Here is a 21,024-nt window from a genome sequence, read left to right as displayed (position 1 = left end):
GCGTTCACCCCATGGGTCTGGCACGCGATGAGCGCAAGCAGTTGAGCGATCTGTTCGAGCAGGTGGGGCCGGAAGCACCGACGCTGTGCTCGCCGTGGACGACCAAGGACCTGGCCGCCCACCTGGTCATCCGCGAACGGCGGCTGGACGCCGCGCCGGGCATCGCGCTGAAGCCCTTCTCGGGGTACACCCAGAAGGTGCAGGAGGGTTACGCCTCGAAGCCGTGGCCGGAGCTGGTCGACCTGGTCCGCAGTGGCCCGCCGTTCTTCTCGCCGTACAAGCTGGCCGACGAGCTGGTCAACGCGGGGGAGTACTTCATCCACCACGAGGACGTCCGGCGCGCCGGCGAGGGCTGGGAGCCTCGGTCGCCCGACCCGATCCGTGACGCGGCGTTGTGGAAGATGCTCAAGTTCACCGGGAAGTTCGCCTACCGGGGTAGCCCGGTCGGGCTCGTGTTCCGCCGCCCGAACGGCGACTCGGTCACCCTCAAGCAGGGCCCGACCCCCGTCGTGGTGACGGGTGAGCCCGGTGAGCTCGTGCTGCTCGCGTCCGGCCGCAAGGCCGTGCGGGTCGAGTTCGACGGCGACGAGTCGGCCGTGGCGGCCGTCCGGGGGCTCAACACCGGCCTGTGAGGCGGACGCCGCGGGTGAAGTCGATCACGCGGCGCGACCACCACGGTCTACCTCGGTGGTTACGGGCGGGCGCACTGGAGGTAGCGTTTGCCCCATGACCGGATGCCCGACCGCCTCACCCGGCCGCCCTTTCGGCCGCGTGCTCACCGCCATGGTGACCCCGTTCGACGCCCAGGGGGCAGTGGACCTGGCCAAGGCGCAGCAGCTCGCCGAGTACCTGGTCGAGCTGGGCAACGACGGTCTCGTGATCAACGGCACCACGGGCGAGAGCCCCACGACCAACGAGACCGAGAAGACGGACCTGATCCGCGCGGTCGTCGAGGCCGTGGGTGATCGCGCCACCGTCATCAGCGGCGCCGGGTCGTACGACACCGCGCACAGCGTCCAGGCCGCCAAGCGGGCCGAGGCGGCCGGTGCTCACGGTCTGCTCGTGGTCACGCCGTACTACTCGCGGCCCACGCAGCGCGGCCTCGTCGCGCACTTCTCCGCGGTCGCGGACGCCGTCGGCATCCCCGTGATGCTCTACGACATCCCGCCGCGCTCCATCGTGCCCATCGAGGTCGCCACCCTCCAGGAACTGGCGGAGCACCCGCGCATCGTCGCCGTGAAGGACGCCAAGGGCGACCTCCTCGCGGGGCAGCGCGTGCTGGCGACGACCGACCTGGCGTACTACTCCGGTGACGACCCGTTGAACCTGCCGTGGCTCTCGGTCGGTGCCGTCGGAGTGGTGAGCGTGATCGGCCACCTCGCCGCGGACCGCATTCGCACGATGATCGACGCTTTCGAAGCGGGCGACGTGGCGGGAGCGCGGGCGATCAGCCACGGCCTCCTGCCGTTGCTCCAGCCCTTCACCCGGATGCCCGGTGTCACCTACGCGAAGGCGGGGCTGCGGCTGCGCGGTGTCGACGTGGGCGACCCGAGGCTGCCGTTGGTGCCATCCACGCCGGACGAGACCAGCTCCATTTCCGCTGATCTCGCAGCGGCCGCCATTTCCCTTGGGGTTTCTGCATGAACGTGCCCACCACGACTCCGCCCGCGCTGCCCGAGGGCGGTCTTCGCATCGTCGCCCTCGGTGGCATCGGCGAGGTCGGCCGCAACATGACCGTGTTCGAGCACGCCGGACGGCTGCTCATCGTGGACTGCGGCGTGCTCTTCCCGGAAGACGACCAGCCCGGCGTCGACCTGATCCTCCCGGACTTCCGCGCCATCGAGGACCGGCTGGAGGACATCGACGCCCTCGTCCTCACCCACGGCCACGAGGACCACATCGGCGCCGTCCCGTTCCTCCTGAAGCTCCGCCCCGACCTCCCGGTCGTCGGCTCCCGCTTCACCCTCGCGCTGCTCACCGCGAAGTGCCGCGAACACCGCCAGGTCCCCAAGGTCGTCGAGGTCAAGGAGGGCGAACTCCGCTCGTACGGCCCGTTCGACCTGGAGTTCTTCGCGGTCAACCACTCCATCCCGGACGCGCTGGCAGTGGCCATCCGCACCCCCGCGGGCCTCGTCCTGCACACCGGTGACATCAAGCTGGACCAGCTCCCGCTGGACGGCAGGCTCACCGACCTCGCGGGCTTCTCCCGCCTGGGCGACGAGGGCGTCGACCTGTTCCTGGTCGACTCCACCAACGCCGAGGTCCCAGGCTTCGTCGTCCCGGAGCGCGAGATCGGCCCGGTGCTGGACAACGTCATCCGCAAGGCGAGCCAGCGGGTCATCGTCGCCTGCTTCGCCAGCCACGTGCACCGCGTCCAACAGGTGCTGGACGTCGCGGTGGCCCACGGCCGCCGAGTGGCGCTGGTGGGCCGCTCGATGGTCCGCAACATGGGCATCGCCGCCGAGTTGGGCCTGCTCAAGGTGCCCAACGGCCTGTTCGTGGACCTCGACGAGGCGATGCGCCTCCCGGAGAACCAGGTCCTCTTCGTCTCCACCGGCTCCCAGGGCGAGCCCCTGTCGGCGCTGTCCAGGATGGCCAGGGGCGAGCACCGCCAGATCTCCATCCAGGCGGGCGACACCATCGTCCTGGCCAGCTCCCTGATCCCCGGCAACGAGAACGCCGTCTTCGGCGTGGTCAACGGCCTGGCCAGGCTGGGCGCGACCGTCGTGCACCAGGGCAACGCCAAGGTCCACGTCTCCGGCCACTCCCCGGCTGGCGAACTGCTGTTCCTCTACAACGCGGTCCGCCCGAGCAACGTCATGCCGGTCCACGGCGAGTGGCGCCACCTCCGCGCCAACGCGGCACTGGCGGTCAGCACCGGCGTGGACGAGGAGCACGTGGTCATCGCCGAGGACGGCGTGGTCGTGGACCTGATCGACGGCAAGGCGGCGGTCTCCGGCCGCGTCGTGGTCGGCCACGTCTACGTGGACGGCCTCTCGGTGGGCGACGTGGGCGAATCGACCCTGTCGGACCGGCTCGTGCTGGGCGAGGGCGGCTTCATCTCGATCAGCGTCGCCATCGACACCAGCAACGGCCGCGCGGTCTCCCCGCCGACCGTCTCCGGCCGCGGCTTCTCCGACGACCCGAAGGCGCTCGACCAGGCCGTCGCGCTCGTCGAGATGGAGCTGTCGCGCACGGAGGCCGAGGGCATCACCGACACCCACCGCATCGCCCAGGCAGTCCGCAGGGTGGTCGGCCGCTGGGTCGCCGAGACCTACCGGCGCAGGCCGATGATCGTCCCCACGATCATCGCCATCTAGCCCGCTCGGGGCCGCCCCAGGGCGGCCCCGCCGCATTTCCGGCCCACCCCGTTTCACCCCGGACCGCCGCGTTTCCGGCCCGCCCCGCCTTCACCTCCGACCGCCGCATTTCCGGCCCTCCCTGCTCGCACCCCCGACCGTCGCATTTCCGGCCTGTCCTGCCGAGTTTCCGCCCCGCCCTGCCTCCATTTCCGGCCCACCCCGCTCGCACCCCCGAAAACTGTCGGACCCCCGGCGTACCGTTCTGTTCGGGGGGTCCTCACGACGGGGGGACCCTTCCCAGCCGTGGGTTCGTCCTTCAAGCCGTGCACGGCCGAGTGCCCACCAGGCACCAGCGGCCGGTGAGCGCCACGCCCGTCCCCGCGAGGGCCGCGGCCATGCCGGTGACGTTCCCGGAGTGCATGTCGGCGGTGGCCCACAGGTCGAAGGCCCCGGTCACCAGCATGGCGACCACCGTCAGCCCGACCTGCGCGGCCCGCAGCGAGATCCGCGACCGCGCCGCGTGGAGGGCGAGAGCGGTGGGGATCAGCACGATCGCGGCCACCGCGGCGGGCATCAGGCCGAAGAGGATGCCGTAGAGCGACGCCCCCAGCGTCCCCCTGAAGACGCCGTCGAGGTGGAAGCCGTCGATCTCCGCCCACGCCTGAGCCACCGCGATCAGCCCGACGGCGGCGTAGGCGGTCCACACGAGCACCTTGCCCGAGCGGGGCGCCCCGTCGTCGGTGACCGCGGCCAGCCGCCAGCCGATCATCGCCACCAGCACCAGCGGCAGGCCGAGCGCGAGGACCCGCGCCACGGGGGTGGCGGTCGCCGCCGCGAAGAGGACGGCCAGGTAGGCCGAGATCATCCCGCCGACGATCCCCACCGCCAGGGCAGCGGTGGCGATCCGCGACGCCAGCGGCCCCGGTCGCACCGCGGCCAGGCTCCAGTGGATTTCGGGTCGGGTCGGGGTTCCGCTGCTCGTGAGGTCCACGGCGTCTCTCCTTGACCAGTGCTTTTGAGCGGTCGCTCAAATCGAAGGTAGCGCGAGTTGAGCGACCGCTCAACGAGTTCTCGCCCACGCGGAAGAACGCCCCGATCGGGGCGTTGGTCAAAGAGGGGAGTGACTAGCCCGCGACCCCGTCGACGGCGGCCTGGGTCAGTCGGGTCACGATCCGTTCCAGCGCCACGAGGTCCTCGGCGTCCAGGGTGCCCAGCAGCCCGCGTAGGTGGTCGTTCCCCGCGGCTTCCAAACGGGCCACGAGGGCGCGACCGCTTTCGGTAGGCTCCACGAGTCGGACGCGGCGGTCCTGGGGGTCTTCCCGTCGTCCGACGAGCCCCTGCGCCGCCAAGCGGTCGACCAGTCCGGTGACGGTCGCGGGCCCGACGCCGAGCCCGCGGGTCAGTTCCTGGCTGGAGCGCGCCTCGCCCATCGACAGCATCAGCAGCACCTTGAGCTGCTGCATCGTCAGGTTGACCTGGAGCAGCGGGTTGGTGTGGGTGGACGCGAGGTGTCTCTGCAACTTCTTCTGGGCCTGTACCACCCGCTCGACCAGCCGTTCCGTTTCCGCGTCCCGCACCGGGTGAAGGTAACAGCCTCACCCGGATGCGTTAATCTTTCGCCTCACGCTGAATATCTGTCCCAGGCTAAACGTCTAGCTGGAGTCGCCGCATGACCTCGTTGGCCAGACTGAGCCTCGCCAACCGTGCGCTGGTCGCGCTGGTAGCGATCATCGCCACCGCGTTCGGGATCTACGCGATCCCGTCGCTGAAGCAGGAACTGCTGCCCTCCCTGGAGTTCCCGGCCGCCGTGGTCATCGCCCCCTTCCAGGGCGCGAACCCGGAGCTGGTCGAGGAGCAGGTCGCGAAGCCGATCGAGACCGCCGTGCGCGGCGTGGCGGGCGTCACCGACGTGACCTCCACGTCCCGCGACGGCGCCGCGACCGTCCAGGTGCAGTTCGACTTCGGCCTCCCCGTCGCGGACGTCGTCAACGACCTCCAGCAGGCGTTGACCCGCATCCGCGCCCAACTCCCCGAAGGCGTCGACCCGCAGGTCGTCGCGGGCAGCACCGACAACCTGCCCGCCGTCGTCCTCGCGGTCAGCGCCGACACCGACCAGCGTGAACTGGCCGACAAGGTGTCCAAGACCGTCCTCCCGGAACTCCAGGCGCTGACCGGTGTCCGCGAGGCCGCCGTGACCGGCGCCCGCAAGCAGAACCTGTCCATCACGCCCGACCCCACCAAGCTGGCCGCCGCCAAGGTCGCGCCGACGGCGATCCCGGAAGCGTTGCGCGCCAACGGTGTCTCCATCCCGGCGGGCACGCTGACCGAGGGCGACAAGAGCCTGAGCGTCCAGGTCGGCGGCAAGCTGTCCACTGTGGACGAGGTGCGCGAGCTGCGCGTTTCCGGCGCCCGGCTCGGCGACGTCGCGACGATCGAGCGGACGCCCGCGCCCGCGACGTCCATCACCCGCACCAACGGCAAGGACAGCCTCGGAATCTCGATGACGCTGGCGCCGGACGGCAACGCCGTCGCGCTCTCGCACGAGGTGCGCGACAAGCTGCCGCAGCTCGCCGCCGCCCTCGGTGACGGCGCGGCGCTGACGATCGTGTTCGACCAGGCCCCGTTCGTCGAGAAGTCCATCGAGGGCCTCACGTCCGAGGGCGCGCTGGGGCTGCTGTTCGCCGTCCTGGTGATCCTGATCTTCCTGTTCTCGGTCCGCTCCACCCTGGTGACGGCGGTCTCCATCCCGCTGTCCGTGCTCGTCGCGCTGATCGCGCTGTGGATCGGCGACTACTCGCTGAACGTCCTCACGCTCGGCGGCCTGACCATCGCCATCGGCCGGGTCGTGGACGACTCGATCGTGGTGCTGGAGAACATCAAACGACACCTGTCCTACGGCGAGGACAAGCGCCGGGCCGTGCTGGACGGCGTCCGCGAGGTCGCGGGCGCGGTGACCGCGTCGACGTTGACGACGGTCGCGGTGTTCCTGCCGATCGCCGTCGTGGGCGGCCTCATCGGCCAGTTGTTCTCCGCGTTCGCCATCACCGTCACGGTCGCGCTGGTCGCGTCGCTGCTGGTGTCGCTGACCGTGATCCCCGTGCTGGCGTTCTGGTTCCTCAAGCCGGGCAAGGACGACGGCCCCGAGGCGGTCGAGCGCGAGCGCAAGAACGTCCTCCAGCGGATCTACGTCCCGGTCCTCCGGTTCGCCACCCGCAGGCGCCTGACCACGGTGCTGATCGCCCTGGTCGTGTTCGTCGGCACGCTCGGCCTGGTTCCGCTGCTCCAGACCAACTTCATCGACTCGTCCGGCCAGAACACCCTGAGCCTCAAGCAGGAGCTGCCGGTCGGCACGAGCCTCGCGGCCACCGACGCCGCGGCCAAGAAGGTCGAGGACGTGCTCGGCGAGGTCGACGCCGTCGAGACCTACCAGGTCACCATCGGCTCCCAGCAGGGTTTCGCGGCCTTCGGCGGCGCCGGGAACTCGTCCACCGCGTCGTTCTCGATCACCCTCAAGGAGGGCACCGACACGCCCGCCGTCGAGGCGGACCTGCGTGAGCGCACCAAGTCCCTCGCCGACGCCGGTGACATCACCGTCGGCGCGGGCGGCGGTGGCGGCGGGTTCAACGCCAACACCGTGGCCGTGTCCGTCACGGCGTCCAACGCGGACGTGCTGCGCACGGCGTCCGACCAGGTCCGCGACGCGGTCCAGGGCACGTCCGGCCTCACCGACGTGACCAGCGACCTCGGCGACAGCGCGCCGCGCGTCCAGATCACGCTCAACCGCGAGGCTGCGGCCCCGACAGGCCTCACCGACGCGGCCGTCGGCCAACTCGTCGCGCAGGCGTTCCGCGGCGCGACGATCGCGCAGCTCACGCTCGACGGCGAGCAGCAGGACGTGGTGCTGCGCGGCGGCCCGGCCCCGACGGACCTGGAGCAGGTCAAGGCACTCCCGCTGGCGGGCGGCCTGAAGCTCGGTGACATCGCGACGGTGTCGCAGGTCGACGGCCCGGTGCAGATCAAGCGGGTCGACGGCGAGCGCAGCGTGACGGTGTCGGCCACCGCGACCGACCAGAACATCGGCGCGGTCACGGCGGAACTCCAGACGAAGCTCGACGGCCTCACCCTCCCCGCAGGCGCCGCGTTCTCCCTCGGCGGCGTCAGCGCGGACCAGCAGGCGGCGTTCGGCGACCTGGGCCTCGCGCTGCTGGTGGCCATCGCGATCGTATTCCTGATCATGGTGGTCACGTTCCGCAGCCTCATCCAGCCGCTGATCCTGCTGGTGTCCATCCCGTTCGCCGCCACCGGCGCCATCGTGCTGCTGCTGGCGACGAACACCGCGCTGGGCGTCCCCGCGCTGATCGGCGTGCTGATGCTCGTCGGCATCGTGGTGACCAACGCGATCGTCCTGATGGACCTGATCAACCAGTACCGGGCCGAGGGCATGGGCGTGCAGGAGGCGGTGATCGAGGGCGGCAGGCGCCGCTTGCGGCCCATCCTGATGACCGCCGCCGCGACCATCTTCGCCCTGGCCCCGATGGCACTGGGCATCACCGGCAGCGGCGGCTTCATCTCCCAGCCGCTCGCCGTCGTGGTCATCGGCGGCCTCGTCAGCTCGACGCTGCTGACCCTGGTCCTGGTGCCGACGCTCTACACGATGGTCGAGAACACCAAGGAACGCTTCCGCCGCAAGCCCGCCGCGGCGGACGAACCGGAACGCGAACTGGTGCACAGCTAGTCGCCGTCGGCGCGTGGAGCATCGAGGGGCTCCACGCGCCGACGTGCCCGTCTTCACGACGGGCCACGGGGGTCCGATGTGGACGGACGAGTCACGCGGTCGGGTCCCCGCTCAGGAGGACGTCCCGTCCTGGCGGTCGTCGGTCGGGCGCCACGGGCTGCTGCCCGTGGTCGGCCTGGTCGGGTCCTGGAACGTCGGCAGGTCCGGTTCGTCGGCTCGTAGTGGGACCAGGCCCGCGGTGATGGCGCGCATGATCCGTTCGTGCGCGCGCCTCGCGTCGCCCGCCCGGCCGTCCGACAGGTCGGACAGGTCGACCGGTGAGCCGAAGTGGACCTTCAGCGCGGGGCGGGTGCGGATCGAGTGCCACCACGACGTCGCGTACGGCAGCAGGTCACGCCAGCCCTCGGGGTGGAGGTTGCCCCAGTACATGGCCTCGTGGGCGCCCCACTGGCTGACCGGCACGACGACCGCGCCGCTCGTCAGCGCGATCCGCGCGACGCCGGTCTTGGCGCGTTCGGGCCACAGGCCGGGGTCGAGGCTGATCCTGCCCTCGGGGTAGACGGCGATCGGGTCGCCGCCGCGTCGGAGGGCGTCGACGCTCCGCTGCATGGCCTCGCCGACGTTCGCCGAGCGCCGGTCGACCCGCAGGTGCCCGGACCTCTTGAGCAGCGGACCGAGGACCGGGGCGTCCAGCAAGCCTCCCGCCAGCATGAACCGCGGGGCGACGCGGATGCGGCGGCAGGCGGCGACCAGCACGAGCGGGTCGACGTTGCCGATGTGGTTGGAGGCGAGCAGCAGCGGTCGGCCGCGCAGGGACGCCGGGATGTCGCCGGTGACCTCGAGCCGTCCGGTCACGCCGATGACGACTCGGTCGACCGCGATCAGCGCACGCCACAGAAGAGGGGTGGACACGGCGGGGAGATTACGGCGTGTCGGAGGTTCGCTCTGGGCGTTCCGGGCAACCATGAGGCTGGACCTTCTCATGCCCGCTCGGGTGTGCGGCCTTCTGGTGCCGGTGTGACTGGAATGACCAGTGTGACGAAAAGGAATACGGTAGGACGCTATGGCGGGCCGAACTGGGACCTCTGGCAAGGGCACGACACGGGGTAAGACCGGGTCTAAGCCCCGGTCGAGCACGTCCGGGACACGGGCGAAAGCCCCGGCGCGGAAGGCGCCTGCTCGCAGGTCCCCCGCCCGCAAGGCCCCCGCTCGCCGGGGGCCCGGTCTGGTGACCCGCGGCGTCGCTGCCCTGGGCCGCGCCATCGGCAACATCAAGCTCGACCCGGCCCTCCGTCGTGACGGGCTCGGGGTGTTGTTCATCGGCCTGGCCGTCATCACCGCTGCGGGTGTGTGGTGGCGGGCAGGCGGTCCGGTCGGTTCGTGGGTCGACGTGGCCGTGCGCAGTTCCATCGGCAACGCGGCCATCGTGCTGCCGATCGTGCTGGTGGTGGTCGGCGTGATCTTGATCCGCACCGAGCCGAAACCGGAGAGTCGGCCGCGGCTGGTGGTCGGCGGCCTGCTGATCGGCGTGGCCGTGCTGGGCCTGCTGCACGTGCTGGGCGGCCTACCTGGCGAGCCGATCGCGCGTCGCACCGCCGGTGGGGCGCTGGGCTACCTCTCCGGCGGGTTCCTCGCGCAGGGCCTCACGGAGTGGGTCGCGGCTCCGTTGCTGGTCCTGGTCGGCGTGTTCGGTGCGCAGTTGTTCACCGGCAAGTCCGTCCGCCAGGTCCTGGAGGCGATCAAGCCCGGCGCCGTCGACCACTTCGACGCCGACGAGGACCTCGACGACCTCCCCGAGGAGGGCAAGACGGTCAAGCTGCGCAGGCCGTCGCGCAGCCGCCGCCAGGTCGCCGCCAAGGACGACGCCCAGGCCGAACTGCCGCTGGACGACGAGGACGAGACGCCGGTCCCGCCGCCGCGCCGCCAGGTCAAGGAGAAGGCCCCCGCCGCCCCGGTCGAGAAGCCGAGCAAGGAACCGCTCGTCTCCCGCGCCGTCGAGGGCGACTACAAGCTGCCGCCGCCGACCGTCCTCAAGGACGGCGACGCGCCGAAGACCCGCAGCAAGGCCAACGACCTGATGATCGAGGCCATCTCCGGCGTGCTGGACCAGTTCTCGATCGACGCGCAGGTCACCGGGTTCACCCGCGGCCCGACGGTCACCCGCTACGAGGTGGAGCTCGGGCCGGGCGTGAAGGTCGAGAAGATCACCGCGCTGACCAAGAACATCGCGTACGCCGTCGCGACGGACAACGTGCGGCTGCTCGCGCCGATCCCCGGCAAGTCCGCCGTCGGCATCGAGGTGCCCAACAGCGACCGCGAGATGGTGCGGCTCGGCGACGTGCTGCGCGCGCCGACCACGATCAAGGACAACCACCCGATGCTCATCGGGCTGGGCAAGGACATCGAGGGCAACTTCGTCACGGCGAACCTGACCAAGATGCCGCACCTCCTGGTCGCGGGGTCGACCGGATCCGGCAAGTCCAGCTTCGTGAACTCGATGCTGGTGTCGCTGCTGGCGCGGGCCACGCCGGACGAGGTCCGGATGATCCTGATCGACCCGAAGATGGTCGAGCTGACGCCGTACGAGGGCATCCCGCACCTGATCACGCCCATCATCACCCAGCCGAAGAAGGCGGCGGCGGCGCTGTCGTGGCTGGTGGAGGAGATGGAGCAGCGCTACCAGGACATGCAGGTCAACCGGGTGCGGCACATCGACGACTTCAACCGGAAGGTGAAGTCCGGCGAGATCACCGCGCCGCCCGGCAGCGAGCGCGTCTACCGGCCGTACCCGTACATCATGGCGATCGTCGACGAGCTGGCCGACCTGATGATGACCGCGCCGCGCGACGTCGAGGACGCGATCGTCCGCATCACCCAGAAGGCCCGTGCCGCGGGCATCCACCTGGTGCTGGCGACGCAGCGGCCGTCGGTGGACGTCGTCACGGGTCTGATCAAGACGAACGTGCCGTCCCGGCTGGCGTTCGCGACGTCGTCGCTGACCGACTCGCGGGTCATCCTCGACCAGCCCGGCGCCGAGAAGCTGATCGGCATGGGCGACGCGCTGTACCTGCCCATGGGCGCCTCGAAGTCGGTGCGCGTGCAGGGCGCGTTCGTCGGCGACGAGGAGATCTCGGAGATCGTCGACTTCGTCAAGAACCAGGCGCAGCCGGAGTACACGGACGGCGTCACGGCCGCGAAGGCCGGGGAGAAGAAGGAGATCGACGCCGACATCGGCGACGACCTCGACGTGCTGATCGCGGCGACCGAGCTGATCGTCACGTCCCAGTTCGGCTCGACGTCGATGCTCCAGCGCAAGCTGCGCGTCGGCTTCGCGAAGGCGGGCCGGTTGATGGACCTGCTGGAGACGCGCGGCGTGGTCGGCCCGTCGGAGGGCTCGAAGGCCCGCGAGGTGTTGATCAAGCCGGACGAGCTGGACTCCGTGCTGTACCTGATGCGCGGTGGCGGCGGGCCGGAGCCCGACGACGACTGACCGGTGCGGGGCGGGCCGGGAACAGGCCCGCCCCGACAGCCGGGACTACTTCGCGAAAGCCGCGGCCTTCGCCTGCACGTTGAACTTCGAGACCGCGTCGGCGGTGCTCACGGAACTCGCGCCGAACTCGCGGACGGCCGCGTAGTACAGGTCGGCCGTGCGGTTGCACGCCCAGTTGCCCGCGCACTGGAAGTACATGTCGGACTTGAAGTTGTTGTCGATCCGCAGGCGGTTCGCCTCGGTGAACCGACCCTGCTTCTTGTAGTTGCGGTAGCCGAAGTCGTGGCGCTGGCACGCGGGCAGGAACTTGAACCCGAACGGGTTGTCCGGCGACCACGAACAGCCGTCGTCGGACCAGTCGAGCTGGTCGGCGTTCGGCCGCTGCGCCTTGATCGAGCTGAACTGCGCCAGCGTCTTGCTGAACAGGTAGTTGTCCGTCACCGCCGGGGCGTCGATGGCGGCTTGGGCCGTGCCGGTCCCGATGACCAGGGCGAACACGGCGATGACCGCGGCGATCGTGGTGTGCGACAGACGGCGCAGGGAATTGGCGAGCAAGGTGGTGCCCCCTAGTGAGTAGTTGTGGTGTGGTTCATACCTCTACCCGCGGCACCTATGTCACCCCTATACGGCGTAAATTCTTACAACAATGGGTGAATCGCCGCCCTGTTTGCGTGATCGGTAAAAGTCGTTGACGAGGAAGTGGATTGATCACGACGCGACGGCGTACCGAAAATGAAAAAGCATAGAGGTCGATCACGCGGTTCTCCGCCCGGCGGCCCGGCACGGGGACCGTGCGAGCCGGACCCCTCAACCGGCTCGACCGGCCCGCGCCGGGCCGTTCGGACGGGGATCAGGCGATCCCCTCGTCGTGGTCGTCGCCCCGGTCCAGGAAGCGGCGGATCGCCGGTTCGTCCGGGACCTCGGTGGCCAGGTCCGGGTCGACCAGCCGTTCGGCGATCGGGACGGCCTCGTCGACCCACGCGGGCTGGAAGTCCTCACTGGGCAGCAGGCCGTGGCGGCGGGCGAACTCCTCAGCCGAGTCGCGGACGGACTCGCGCAGCGTGCCGATGACGACGGTCTCGGCCGTGTACGTCAGCTCCACGAGCAGGGCGCGGACGCGGTCGAGCTGGTCCTCCTCACCGGTCGTGGCGGCCAGGTGCGGCCAGAGCCTGCGCTCGAAGATCTCGACGAACTCGGCGGCGATCTTGTCCGTCTCGGCGCGCAGGACGGTGAACTTGTCCAGCACGTCGTCGCTCGGCAGGCCGAGGCCCGTCAGCCGGTTGCCCGCGTCGAGCGCCCACCGGCGGCAGTGCGGCCAGCCGTGCCGCCACCGGACGAGGCCGAGCTGCACGGCCCGGCGCAGCAGCCTCGGGCGGAGGCTGCCGGTCGGGACGAGCCTGCTGATGTCCCGGACGCGGATCCGCACCCAGTCGTCCGGGCCCTCCGCGTCACCGACGCCGAGGACCGCGGCGACGCTGGCGCCCTTCTCCCGCGCCACCACGAGCTCCGCGATGGCGGGCAGCGAGAAGCCCCTGGACTGGAGGCGCTGGACCAGCGTGAGCCGTTCCAGGTGCGTCCTGTCGTAGTGCGCGATCCGGCCCTGCCTGCGCGGCGGGTGCAGCACGCCCTTGGTCTGGTACATGCGGATAGTGCTGCTGGGGAGCCCCGCGCGGGCGGCGAGTTCGTCGACGGTCAGGTGCTCGCCGCTGGGGGAGGACATGCGATCCATCCTGGTCGCGCCCCACTCGCACAGTCAAGACTATTCTAGTGTTCGCTCGAACGGTTAGAGGTGGAGCAGCATCCGGGAGTTCCCCAGCGTGTTCGGCTTCACGTAGGACAAGTCGAGGAACTCGGCGACGCCCTCGTCCACCGAGCGCCGGATCTCCTCGTACACCTCCGGCGACACCGGCGTCCCGTCGATCTCGACGAAACCGTGCCTGCCGAAGAACTCCGTCTCGAACGTCAGCACGAAGATCCGCGACAGCTCCAGCTCCCTGGCGACGGACACGAGTTGCGCCACGATCCGGTGACCCAGGCCTCGCCCGAGCGCCGCCGGGTCGACCGCGACCGTCCTGATCTCGGCCAGGTCCTCCCACAGCACGTGCAGCGCGCCACAGCCGAGCACGACGCCGTCGATCTCCGCGACCCAGAACTCCTGGACGTTCTCGTACAGGGTGACCAGGGGTTTCTCCAGCAGCACCTTGCCGACGTACTGGTCGACCAGTGCCTTCATCGCCCGCACGTCGCTGGTGCGGGCCCTTCGCACGACTACACCACTGCTCACGACCGCTGAATTTATCCCCGCGGCGGAACTCCGCCGGTGTCACGTGTCCCACTGGTGCAGCGGGAGTGAATTCCAACCAACGCCCCCTGGCCGGTTACCCTGGGCGCGTGTCCACTCCCACCACGTCCAAGCGCGTCGCCATGCTCACTCTCGGGTGCGCCCGCAACGAGGTCGACTCGGAAGAACTCGCCGGTCGGCTGACGAGCGGCGGGTGGGAACTGGTCGACACCGACGACGGCGGTGCGGACGTCGTGGTGGTCAACACCTGCGGTTTCGTCGAGTCCGCGAAGAAGGACTCCATCGACACGCTGCTCGCCGCGTCGGACAGCGGCGCGAAGGTCGTCGCGGTCGGCTGCATGGCCGAGAGGTACGGCGCGGAGCTGGCGTCGAGCCTGCCCGAGGCCGACGCGGTGCTCGGCTTCGACCACTACGCCGACCTGGCCGCCCGCCTGGACGACGTGGCCGCGGGTCGCTCGATCGAGTCGCACAAGCCGGTCGACCGCCGCACGCTGCTGCCGCTGACACCGGTGCAGCGGCCCGCCGCGGTCGCCAAGGACGACGTGCAGGTGCCCGGCCACGGCTGGGGCCCGACGAAGGTCATGCGCAAGCGCCTGGACACCGCTCCGGTGGCGCCGCTGAAGATCGCGTCCGGCTGCGACCGCCGCTGCTCGTTCTGCGCCATCCCGTCGTTCCGCGGCTCGTTCGTGTCGCGCCACCCCGACGAGGTCGTGGCCGAGGCGCGCTGGCTGGCCGAGCAGGGCGTGCGCGAGCTGTTCCTGGTCAGCGAGAACTCGACGTCCTACGGCAAGGACCTGCCGCGCGAGCTGGGCGGCGGCAGCGCGCTGGACGTGCTGCTGCCCCGGCTCGCCGAGATCGAGGGCATCGACCGGGTCCGCGTGTCCTACCTCCAGCCCGCCGAGACGAAGCCCGGCCTGGTCAAGGCCATCGCGACCACCCCCGGTGTCGCCCAGTACTTCGACATGTCGTTCCAGCACTCCAGCGAGTCGGTGCTGCGCCGCATGCGCCGCTTCGGCTCCACGGACTCGTTCCTCGGGCTGATCAAGCAGATCCGCGAGCTGGCGCCCGAGGCGGGCATCCGCAGCAACGTGATCGTCGGCTTCCCCGGTGAGACCGAGGAGGACGTGGCCGAGCTGGAGCGCTTCCTCACCGAGGGCATGCTCGACGCCGTCGGCGTCTTCGGCTACTCCGACGAGGACGGCACGGAGGCCGAGGACCTGCCGGACAAGCTCGACGCCGACACGATCACCGCCCGCGTCACCCGCCTGACCGCGCTGGTCGAGGAGTTGACCACCCAGCGCGCCGAGGACAGGGTCGGGCAGGAGGTGGTCGTCCTGGTCGAGCACGAGGAGGACGACGAGTCCGACTGCGTCGGCCGCGCCGCCCACCAGGCCCCCGAGGTCGACGGCGAGTGCGTGATCGTGGACGCCGAGGACCTCAAGGTCGGCGACCTGGTGCGCTGCGTCGTCGACTCGTCCGAGGGCGTCGACCTGGTGTGCACCCCGATCGAGGTCCTGCCAAGGGGCGGTCCCCGATGACGGACGTGGGCGGAGACCCGCCCACAGCGACACCGGTCCCGCTGCTCAACATCGCGAACATCCTGACGATGTCCCGGCTCGTGCTGGTCCCCGTGTTCCTGGCCGCCCTGTTCGCCGCAGACGGCCACCAGACCACGTGGCGGCTGGCCGCGTTCGCGGTGTTCGCCGTCGCGTCGTTCACCGACCACGTGGACGGCAACCTGGCCCGCAAGCACGGCCTCATCACGGACTTCGGCAAGATCGCGGACCCGATCGCGGACAAGGCGCTCACCGGCGCCGCGCTGGTCGGCCTGAGCCTGCTCGGCGAACTGCCGTGGTGGGTGACGGTGGTCATCGCCGTCCGCGAGATCGGCGTGACGCTGCTGCGGTTCTGGGTCATCCGGCACGGCGTGATCCCGGCCAGCCGGGGCGGCAAGCTGAAGACGCTCGTGCAGGTCTTCGCCATCGGCCTCTACGTGCTGCCGCTGCCCCCGCTGCTGGTCCCGGTCGCCGAGGTGCTCATGGGCGCCGCGGTGATCCTGACCGTCGTGACGGGCGTCGACTACGTCGTCCGCGCCGTGCGGCTCCGCGCCCGCGGCCGTCGCGCCGTGGCGGGCGCGTGACCGACCCGGCCGCCGTGGTCGCGCTCCTGCGCGAACGGGGCGAGACCGTGGCGACCGCCGAATCGTTGACCGCCGGTCTCGTGACGGCCGCGCTGACGTCCGTGCAGGGCTCCAGCGCCGTCGTGCGCGGCGGCCTGGTCGTCTACGCGACCGACCTCAAGCACGCGCTCGCGGGCGTGGACGAGGCCCTGCTGGCCGAGCACGGCGCGGTGCACCCGGAGGTGGCCCGCCAGTTGGCCGTCGGCGCTCGGACGCGCTGCGGGGCGACCTGGGGCCTCGGGCTGACCGGTGTGGCCGGTCCGGACCCGCAGGACGGCGTCGCGCCGGGCACCGTGCACGTCGCCGTGGCGGGCGCGGCGGGAACCTCGGTCGAGACGATGACTCTGGGTGGCGATCGTCACGAAGTTCGCGCGGCGTCCGTCGTCGGGGCCCTCACCCTCCTGGTGAACCGGCTGACCAGCACTTCCGGGTGACGTGCCCCGTGGATTCCGTGGCCGAACGGTGAACGGGCCGGGAACTCGACGGCCTCGCCACTCGTTCGCCCTTGGCGGACGTGTCCCGAAGTAACTGCCCGTTGTCCGGGTGTATCGGTAACGTGGGGGCACGGCCGGCCGGAAGGAGGCGCGCGATGACCGTGCTGCTACGCGAGGCGATCGGTGATCGGCTCCGCCATGCCCGCACCACCCAACGCCGCACGCTGCGCGAGGTCTCCAGGACCGCCCGTGTCAGCCTGGGGTACCTGTCCGAGGTGGAGCGTGGCCGCAAAGAAGCCTCCAGCGAGCTGCTGGCGGCTATTTGCGAGGCGTTGGACCTGCCCCTGTCCGAACTACTCAACCGGGTCGCCAGTGACATGAGCGCCCTGGAGCCGGTCACCAGCCCGGCGGCGCTCACCAAGCGCGAGCCCGCCAAGGCAGGGCTGGAACCGAGTCTGGACGCGGGCACCCTGGTGCCCGCGGTGATCGGCAACGACCTGTCCGACCTGCGGCTACAGCCAGTACTCAGCCACAGGCTGTCCACTTCGATCAGTCCACCACGCGGTGCCGTGGTGGCGGCCTGATCCACACACGCGATCACAGCGCCGAGCGGGGGACACCCCGTCTCGGCGCTGTCGCATACAACGAGTTGGCCACGCCGGGTGGGGGTTGCCGACCATCCCCGCACGCGACGGGGCAGGATTGACCACGCCGACGACGAAAGTCGCGGGGCGGTCTCAGGGTGATCCCGGATATCTCCCCCGGTCGGTGGAAGCAGCGCGGCACAACTGACACGATGGAACCAACACCGGCACCGGGTCGTTGCCAATCACGAGCGCGAGCCAGGAAGTACGGAGAAGGCAGGCGTAGGAGATGGCCAACCCTTTCGTGAAGGCGTGGAAGTACTTCATGGCGGCGTTCTCGTCGAAGATCGATGAGCACGCCGACCCCAAGGTGCAGATCCAGCAGGCCATCGAGGAGGCGCAGCGGCAGCACCAGGCGCTGTCCCAGCAGGCGGCCGCGGTCATCGGCAACCAGCGCCAGCTCGAAATGAAGCTCAACCGCCAGCTCGGCGAGGTCGAGAAGCTCCAGTCCTCCGCCCGCCAGGCACTCGTCCTCGCGGACGAGGCCAGGGCGAAGGGCGACGAGAAGAAGGCCGGGGAGTTCGAGAACGCGGCCACCTCGTTCGCCACCCAGCTCGTCACGGCGGAGCAGGGCATCGAGGACCTGAAGACCCTGCACGACCAGTCGCTCCAGGCGGCGGGCCAGGCGAAGCAGGCCGTCGAGCGCAACGCGATGGTCCTCCAGTCCAAGCTCGCGGAGCGCACGAAGCTCCTCAGCCAGCTTGAACAGGCCAAGATGCAGGAGCAGGTCTCCTCGTCGCTGCGCCAGATGACCGAACTGGCCGCACCGGGCAACACCCCGTCCTTGGAAGAGGTCCGCGACAAGATCGAGAAGCGGTACACCACCGCCCTCGGCTCCGCGGAACTGGCGCAGAACTCGGTGCAGGGCCGGATGCTGGAGGTCCAGCAGTCGACCACGCAGATGGCGGGCTCGTCCCGCCTGGAGCAGATCCGCGCCTCCATGGGCGGCGGCAAGGTCGCGGGCGAGGTCACCAGCGGTTCGTCGACCAGCGCCGCGGCGAGCATCCAGCAGGAGATCGCGGCCCGCGTGCAGCAGTCGCAGTCGCAGCAGACCCAGCAGATGCCGCAGCAGAACCCCCCTGCCGGCCAGGGCTGACCGGAGACGTCGGATGAGCTACGGGATGGGGCCCCGCAAGAAGACCGCGGGCGAGATCGCGCAGATGGTCGGCGGTCAGTTGCAGGGCCCCGTCGCGGATCAGGTACGCAGGCGTCTGGACGCCTGGAACAACCCGGTGGCGAAGCTGGACCGCAGGCATCGGCGGGCCGGGCGGGCGATGACCGTGTGGTTCAGCCTGCTCGCCGTGCTGAGCGTGATCGGGTTGTTCGCGTTCCTGGGTGTGTTCGCCGTTGAGGTCGGGGTCGGGGCGGCCGTTGGTGGTGCGCTCGTCGGCGTGCTGGCGTTTCGGACCGGTTCGAAGATGCGGCAGATCAGTGCTGCTCGGGAGAAGTTGGCGTTGACCGCGCCGCCGGCTCGGGTGCCGCTGCCTTCGCACTCGTCTGCTGCTCGGCAGCCGATGCAGCGGTTGGAGGATGCTGAGGAGACGTTGCTCGAGTTGCTGCGGCAGCTTGACTCGACGTCGTTGACGTCGGTGCCTTCGGAGTCTGTGGATCAGGCTCGGGTTACCAGTGTTGAGGCTGCTGCGGCTATTCGGGCTGTGTCCGGGCAGTTGCAGGCCGTGGAGAGGGCTCGGGATACGGCTCCTCCGTTGGATCGTGGGCCCCTGGTGGAGGGGGTTCGGCGGTTGCGGGGGCAGTTGGATGAAGGGGTGGACGGGTACTGCGTGTTGGTGGCGGCTGCTGGGCGGGCGTTGGCCGCCAGTACGGCTGTGGACAACCGGCACGCGTTGAACGACGCCACGGATCATCTGGCTGGGTTGGCGTCGGCCCTGCGGGATTTGTCTCGTTGATCGTGGGTTTTGGGTGGCTGTGGGTTCCAGCGTGGTCGGCGGGTGGCGGCTGTGGGTTCCAGCGTGGTCGGCGGGTGGATGGCTGCGGTTCCGGCGTGGTCACCTGGGGGAGGCTGCGGGTTCCAGGGGGGTCACCGGCTGCGGGTCGCGTTCCGGCGTGGTGTGGCCGATTTGACTTGGGGCCCCTAGATTCGACCCTTCGCCGGGCACTTAGGGCGGAGGGTGAAGCTGCCGCCCGGCGAAAGTTTAAGGGTCGAATCCCCCAAGTAAAATCGGCCACGGTTTTAGGGCTGTGGCTTCGTTTTTGCTGGTCAATCGGCCTATGGGTGGGCGCTATAGGGGAGCGCTATGGGTAGGTCGGGGTGGGTCGGCTTTGGTGGGTTGATGATGAGTTTCACCTGTCGCCCGGTGCTTTGTGTCTTCGTTGTTGTTGATTGTTGTCGTTGTCTTGGTGGTGTCTGCTTGCTGTTGGGCTGTTACTGACGGTCACCTTGGTGGTGTGGTGTGTTGGTGGTGCCCCCATCTGGGTGGGAGATTTACGCGCAGTAAGCTCAGTCAAGCGTGCAACCCGTATATCGGCTCGGGGCCATCTGCTCGTATGGCGTTACGTCACCAAGCGTAGTTGAGTTGGCCCGAACCTGTGGTTCAGCCGAAGAATCTTAGTGCCTTCGTGTGATTATCAGACCGTTATATAGCCTTATTGGCTACGTGGCGTGGCAGGATTCCTTGGTCGGACAGGGGCGTCCGGCGTAGCTGCCGGGAGGGCATTGAGTGGCGTTGTGGACCGTGCACGGTGATGGTCGGGTTACCGACGGTGAAGCCGTGGGCGCGCAGGAGCGGTTGAGTTGGCCGCTCACGATGGGCTTCGGTGTTCAGCACCTGGTGGCGATGATCAGTGCCACCGCGGTGGTACCCGCTGTTACCGGTTTGCCCGTCAGCACCACGTTGCTCTTCTCCGGTCTTGGCACGTTGTTGTTCCTGCTGCTCACGCGGAACAGGGTGCCCAGCTATCTCGGTGCGTCGTTCGCGTTCATCGCGCCCCTGGCGGCGTCCAGGGAGGACGGGGTCGCGGCTCAGCTCGGTGGTGTGCTGGTCGTGGGGTTGCTGGTCATCGTCGTCGGCATCGCGGTCAAGGCGCTCGGTGTTCGGTTGATCGACTCGGTGATGCCCCCGGTGGTGACTGGGGCCGTGGTCATCCTGATCGGGCTCAACCTGTCGCACTCCGCTACCGACTCGTTCTCCAAGCAGCCGCTGCTGGCGGCTGTGACGATGGGGATCATCCTGCTCGCCGGGGTGCTGGGGAGGCGGATGGTGTTCCGGCTGTCCGTGCTGTTCGGCGTCGTGGCTGGCTGGGTGTTGGGTGGGGTGCTCGGGGAGATCGCCGATGAGCGCGTGCGTGCGCTGCGTGATGCGGCGTGGGTGGGGTTGCCGGATTTCCAGACGCCCGAGGTGCGGCCGTCGGTGACGTTGCTCTTCCTGCCGGTGGTGATCGTCCTGGTGGCGGAGAACGTGGGGCACGTGAAGGCCGTGGCCGCGTTGACCGGGCGGAACCTGGACGGGAGCGTGGGGGACTCGATCATCGCGAACGGGCTCTCGACGTTGCTCGGAGGACTGGGCGGGGCGTCCGGGACGACCACGTACTCCGAGAACATCGGGGTGATGGCGGTGACCAAGGTGTACTCGACGGCGGCGTACGCGGTGGCCGCGTGCGGGGCCGTGCTGCTGGCGTTCTCGCCGAAGTTCACGGCCGCCATGGCGACCATCCCGCCCGGCGTGCTCGGTGGCGCGACGCTCGTGCTCTACGGGTTGATCGGCCTCATCGGCGTGCGCGTCTGGATGGACAACCGGGTCGACCTGACGAACCCGGCCAACGCCATGGTCGGCGGGGCCGCGCTGGTCGCGGGTGTCGGTGACCTGACGATGAAGCTGGGCACGATGGAGCTGGGCGGCCTGGTCTGGGGTTCGCTGCTGATCGTGATCCTGCACCCGGTGATGCGCTGGTTGAGGGCGGCTCAGCCCGCTCAGCGGTGA

At 69.8% G+C, this 21,024-nt stretch carries 18 protein-coding genes; 12 read left to right on the top strand and 6 right to left on the bottom strand.

Going from position 1 to position 21,024, the window contains the following annotated elements:
* Positions 1–11: 11 nt before the first annotated feature.
* From NZH93_RS16165 to NZH93_RS16155, 3 genes are all read left to right on the top strand, one after another.
* On the top strand, positions 12–632 hold the full coding sequence (locus tag NZH93_RS16165) for a TIGR03085 family metal-binding protein (RefSeq protein ID WP_259623884.1): 621 nt from the start codon (positions 12–14) through the stop codon (positions 630–632).
* Between the two features lie 94 nt (positions 633–726).
* The gene (gene dapA / locus NZH93_RS16160; protein ID WP_372506645.1) at positions 727–1,644 is read left to right on the top strand and encodes a 4-hydroxy-tetrahydrodipicolinate synthase; all 918 of its coding nucleotides are present in this window, start codon (positions 727–729) and stop codon (positions 1,642–1,644) included.
* On the top strand, positions 1,641–3,320 hold the full coding sequence (locus tag NZH93_RS16155; RefSeq protein WP_372506643.1) for a ribonuclease J: 1,680 nt from the start codon (positions 1,641–1,643) through the stop codon (positions 3,318–3,320). The genes dapA and NZH93_RS16155 overlap by 4 nt, the downstream gene beginning before the upstream one ends.
* 298 nt (positions 3,321–3,618) lie before the next feature.
* Here NZH93_RS16155 and NZH93_RS16150 read toward each other — a convergent pair whose 3' ends face one another.
* Positions 3,619–4,293, bottom strand: a complete 675-nt coding sequence (locus NZH93_RS16150; protein ID WP_259623882.1) for a hypothetical protein — start codon at positions 4,291–4,293, stop codon at positions 3,619–3,621.
* A gap of 133 nt (positions 4,294–4,426) precedes the next feature.
* Entirely contained in the window at positions 4,427–4,879 is a 453-nt protein-coding gene (locus tag NZH93_RS16145; protein ID WP_259623881.1) for a MarR family winged helix-turn-helix transcriptional regulator, read from the bottom strand.
* A gap of 92 nt (positions 4,880–4,971) precedes the next feature.
* Here NZH93_RS16145 and NZH93_RS16140 point away from each other — a divergent pair, with 92 nt between their 5' ends.
* The gene (locus NZH93_RS16140) at positions 4,972–8,037 is read left to right on the top strand and encodes an efflux RND transporter permease subunit (RefSeq protein WP_259623880.1); all 3,066 of its coding nucleotides are present in this window, start codon (positions 4,972–4,974) and stop codon (positions 8,035–8,037) included.
* Between the two features lie 111 nt (positions 8,038–8,148).
* Here the strand turns inward: NZH93_RS16140 and NZH93_RS16135 are convergent, their stop codons facing one another.
* Positions 8,149–9,003, bottom strand: a complete 855-nt coding sequence (locus tag NZH93_RS16135) for a lysophospholipid acyltransferase family protein (protein ID WP_276023450.1) — start codon at positions 9,001–9,003, stop codon at positions 8,149–8,151.
* 97 nt (positions 9,004–9,100) lie between these two features.
* On the opposite strand from NZH93_RS16135, the gene NZH93_RS16130 reads away from it, so the two are divergent.
* Positions 9,101–11,527, top strand: a complete 2,427-nt coding sequence (locus NZH93_RS16130) for a DNA translocase FtsK (protein WP_259623878.1) — start codon at positions 9,101–9,103, stop codon at positions 11,525–11,527.
* Positions 11,528–11,572: 45 nt separating this feature from the next.
* On the opposite strand, the gene NZH93_RS16125 is transcribed toward NZH93_RS16130, so the two are convergent.
* From NZH93_RS16125 to NZH93_RS16115, 3 genes are all read right to left on the bottom strand, one after another.
* Positions 11,573–11,953, bottom strand: coding sequence for a phospholipase (locus NZH93_RS16125; RefSeq protein ID WP_259623927.1), 381 nt, complete (start codon positions 11,951–11,953; stop codon positions 11,573–11,575).
* A 424-nt stretch (positions 11,954–12,377) separates the two neighbouring features.
* A complete protein-coding gene (locus tag NZH93_RS16120) occupies positions 12,378–13,247 on the bottom strand; it encodes a MerR family transcriptional regulator (RefSeq protein ID WP_259623877.1) in 870 nt (289 codons plus the stop codon).
* A gap of 63 nt (positions 13,248–13,310) precedes the next feature.
* Positions 13,311–13,811, bottom strand: a complete 501-nt coding sequence (locus tag NZH93_RS16115; protein ID WP_259623876.1) for an amino-acid N-acetyltransferase — start codon at positions 13,809–13,811, stop codon at positions 13,311–13,313.
* A gap of 140 nt (positions 13,812–13,951) precedes the next feature.
* Here NZH93_RS16115 and rimO point away from each other — a divergent pair, with 140 nt between their 5' ends.
* The 7 genes from rimO to NZH93_RS16080 all read left to right on the top strand — a co-directional run bounded on the left by rimO (position 13,952) and on the right by NZH93_RS16080 (position 21,024).
* The gene (rimO, locus tag NZH93_RS16110; protein ID WP_259623926.1) at positions 13,952–15,367 is read left to right on the top strand and encodes a 30S ribosomal protein S12 methylthiotransferase RimO; all 1,416 of its coding nucleotides are present in this window, start codon (positions 13,952–13,954) and stop codon (positions 15,365–15,367) included.
* The gene (gene pgsA / locus NZH93_RS16105; RefSeq protein ID WP_259623875.1) at positions 15,364–15,969 is read left to right on the top strand and encodes a CDP-diacylglycerol--glycerol-3-phosphate 3-phosphatidyltransferase; all 606 of its coding nucleotides are present in this window, start codon (positions 15,364–15,366) and stop codon (positions 15,967–15,969) included. The genes rimO and pgsA overlap by 4 nt, the downstream gene beginning before the upstream one ends.
* Positions 15,966–16,442: a CinA family protein gene (locus NZH93_RS16100; protein ID WP_259623874.1), complete on the top strand. Its 477-nt coding sequence runs from the start codon at positions 15,966–15,968 to the stop codon at positions 16,440–16,442. The genes pgsA and NZH93_RS16100 overlap by 4 nt, the downstream gene beginning before the upstream one ends.
* A 155-nt stretch (positions 16,443–16,597) precedes the next feature.
* Complete coding sequence (locus NZH93_RS16095; protein ID WP_259623873.1) at positions 16,598–17,026, top strand: helix-turn-helix domain-containing protein; 429 nt, start codon at positions 16,598–16,600, stop codon at positions 17,024–17,026.
* Positions 17,027–17,315: 289 nt separating this feature from the next.
* Positions 17,316–18,182, top strand: a complete 867-nt coding sequence (locus NZH93_RS16090) for a PspA/IM30 family protein (RefSeq protein ID WP_259623872.1) — start codon at positions 17,316–17,318, stop codon at positions 18,180–18,182.
* Between the two features lie 13 nt (positions 18,183–18,195).
* A complete protein-coding gene (gene pspM / locus NZH93_RS16085; RefSeq protein WP_259623871.1) occupies positions 18,196–18,993 on the top strand; it encodes a phage shock envelope stress response protein PspM in 798 nt (265 codons plus the stop codon).
* Between the two features lie 822 nt (positions 18,994–19,815).
* Positions 19,816–21,024, top strand: coding sequence for a uracil-xanthine permease family protein (locus NZH93_RS16080; protein ID WP_308214208.1), 1,209 nt, complete (start codon positions 19,816–19,818; stop codon positions 21,022–21,024).

The sequence above is a fragment of the Umezawaea endophytica genome (assembly GCF_025061645.1).
Lineage (GTDB): Bacteria > Actinomycetota > Actinomycetes > Mycobacteriales > Pseudonocardiaceae > Umezawaea > Umezawaea endophytica.
This window is presented reverse-complemented; position numbering and strand designations above follow the sequence as displayed.

Excerpts from the sequence above, each read along its gene's own strand:
- NZH93_RS16095 (WP_259623873.1), top strand. The coding sequence starts at position 16,598 with ATGACCGTGCTGCTACGCGAGGCGATCGGTGATCGGCTCCGCCATGCC.
- NZH93_RS16155 (WP_372506643.1), top strand. The coding sequence starts at position 1,641 with ATGAACGTGCCCACCACGACTCCGCCCGCGCTGCCCGAGGGCGGTCTT.
- NZH93_RS16165 (WP_259623884.1), top strand. The coding sequence starts at position 12 with ATGGGTCTGGCACGCGATGAGCGCAAGCAGTTGAGCGATCTGTTCGAG.
- pspM (WP_259623871.1), top strand. The coding sequence starts at position 18,196 with ATGAGCTACGGGATGGGGCCCCGCAAGAAGACCGCGGGCGAGATCGCG.
- NZH93_RS16090 (WP_259623872.1), top strand. The coding sequence starts at position 17,316 with ATGGCCAACCCTTTCGTGAAGGCGTGGAAGTACTTCATGGCGGCGTTC.
- NZH93_RS16130 (WP_259623878.1), top strand. The coding sequence starts at position 9,101 with ATGGCGGGCCGAACTGGGACCTCTGGCAAGGGCACGACACGGGGTAAG.
- pgsA (WP_259623875.1), top strand. The coding sequence starts at position 15,364 with ATGACGGACGTGGGCGGAGACCCGCCCACAGCGACACCGGTCCCGCTG.
- NZH93_RS16140 (WP_259623880.1), top strand. The coding sequence starts at position 4,972 with ATGACCTCGTTGGCCAGACTGAGCCTCGCCAACCGTGCGCTGGTCGCG.
- NZH93_RS16135 (WP_276023450.1), bottom strand. The coding sequence starts at position 9,003 with ATGGTTGCCCGGAACGCCCAGAGCGAACCTCCGACACGCCGTAATCTC.
- rimO (WP_259623926.1), top strand. The coding sequence starts at position 13,952 with ATGCTCACTCTCGGGTGCGCCCGCAACGAGGTCGACTCGGAAGAACTC.
- dapA (WP_372506645.1), top strand. The coding sequence starts at position 727 with ATGACCGGATGCCCGACCGCCTCACCCGGCCGCCCTTTCGGCCGCGTG.
- NZH93_RS16120 (WP_259623877.1), bottom strand. The coding sequence starts at position 13,247 with ATGTCCTCCCCCAGCGGCGAGCACCTGACCGTCGACGAACTCGCCGCC.